At 42.1% G+C, this 1,949-nt stretch carries 1 protein-coding gene; it reads left to right on the top strand.

Features of this window, described 5'->3' with window-relative positions; genetic code table 11:
• On the top strand, positions 1-1,949 hold a 1,949-nt coding region (locus tag LDK34_RS12470; RefSeq protein WP_431190218.1), incomplete at both ends, for a mucin-binding protein.

A 1,949-nucleotide genomic window follows, 5' to 3' on the forward strand; every position in this document is an offset into this window, starting at 1 on the left:
CAGTAAGCAGTGCCAGTGATACGAAGAGTGCTGCTCAATCAGCAGCTACTGCAGTAAGCAGTGCCAGTGATACGAAGAGTGCTGCTCAATCAGCAGCTACTGCAGTAAGCAGTGCCAGTGATACGAATAGTTTTGTTCAGCTAATGGCCGATAATGCAACAGCTGCGTATAATTCAACCCCAATCGATGATGCAACTTCTACGGGTTTCTCAGTTAGTGATCCAGATTATCCATCTGGAATGTGGATTGATCCAGATAACTCTCATTACAGTTATGAATGGTTGCAAGCAGAATATGGTGGAAACCAGATTGTTCTTTCAACTAATCGAACGGGCGATGGAATTGTTTATGTAACGGAATTATCGCCATCAAATGCAGTTTTAAAACAATACACTTTAAATCAAAATACTAAGGTACCATCTGCTGTATTTGATAGCACTACCTACTATAATGATGCTTATTCTGAGATGGTTGAAAGTTCAATAAATCCTTTTGCTGTTAAATATATTGCTAATAAATATGATAGTGGCTACTACAATAGACTATCTTATTTTGTACCCAAATTGATCACACAAACAACCTATTACGTTGATAAAGATGGCAAGCAAATCACCGACAGTAATGGTAATCTGGTTGTTGCTTATACACAAAAAGGGTTAGTTGGCCAAAATTATACGACCAGCGACGTAAATGTTATAAGTGGTTACTATGCTACTGCACCTTCTAATTCAAATGGCGTTATGTCACCATACGGAGAGATTGGTGCTAGTTATGTTAAAAACTTTCATGATGGAACAGTTATTACTTACACTCAGACTGGTTCAGATGGAACAATGTCTGCTTCAATTGCTCAATATGGAAAAGTTCTCAAAACATGGACAAATATAAAGCCCTCAGATCCTGCGATAATGTATCAAATAGGTTATACGACAAACGCAATTAAAAATCCATATATTCCACAAACCTCTGATGTTGAGTATGTTTACAGCAAGCTCGGCAACTGGGTCGTCTCCAATCCTGATGGCTCGACAAAATCAATTATTTATCCCAATGATCCTAGTGACCCTACTAAGATTGCTGATTCATCTGTGCCTGGTTATCCGGTTATTGCTTTTATTCCTGGCTATACACCTGAAGATCATATGGGGACTCCTTTGGTGCCAGTTGATCCCGATGATCGTACTAAGGGCTATATTCCACCAACACCTTCTGATAATGGTACAGATACGATGATCACCTATACAGCAGATAAGCAAAAAGGTAGTGTCAGCTATGTTGATGATACGACCGGAACAACTTTAAAGACGGATTCAATTTCAGGAACAACGGGCTCGAAATCCAGTTATAGTACCAGTGGCAACATTGCCGATTATAAGAAACAAGGGTATGAGTTGGTCACCGATGGCTATCCAGCAGATTTGACATTCGACAATGATGACACAACTGATCAGAACTTCACGGTTCACTTGAAGCATCAGCTGACGCCAGTGAATCCAACGGATCCACAGACACCAGGAGCGCCAATCAATCCAGACGAACCAGATGGACCAAAGTGGCCAACTAGCACCAACTATGATAAGACGGTCAATGAGACCGTCAGCTATGTTGATCAGAATGGACACGTAGTGGCCAAGCAGCACACTGATTCTGTCAACTTCACACGAACGGTCGTTGTCGATAACGTTACTGGTGAAGTTATTACAAGTGGTGCTGGAACAACAGCCTGGACAGCGACAAATGGTGATACAACCTTTGATGCCGTTGTTAGCCCAGTGGTGCCGGGATCTGTAGCTGATAAAGCGCAGACAGCTGCCGTAACTGACCTGAATGCCGATTCAGCAGATGTTAATGCGACCGTGACATACACGAAAGTCGGATCATTGGTACCAAGCTCAAGTGATGGGCACTTCCCTGGAGCACCAACAGTAGTCTATCCAAATGACCCAAGT

The sequence above is a fragment of the Furfurilactobacillus milii genome (genome assembly GCF_021654115.1).
GTDB classification, from domain to species: Bacteria; Bacillota; Bacilli; order Lactobacillales; family Lactobacillaceae; genus Furfurilactobacillus; species Furfurilactobacillus milii.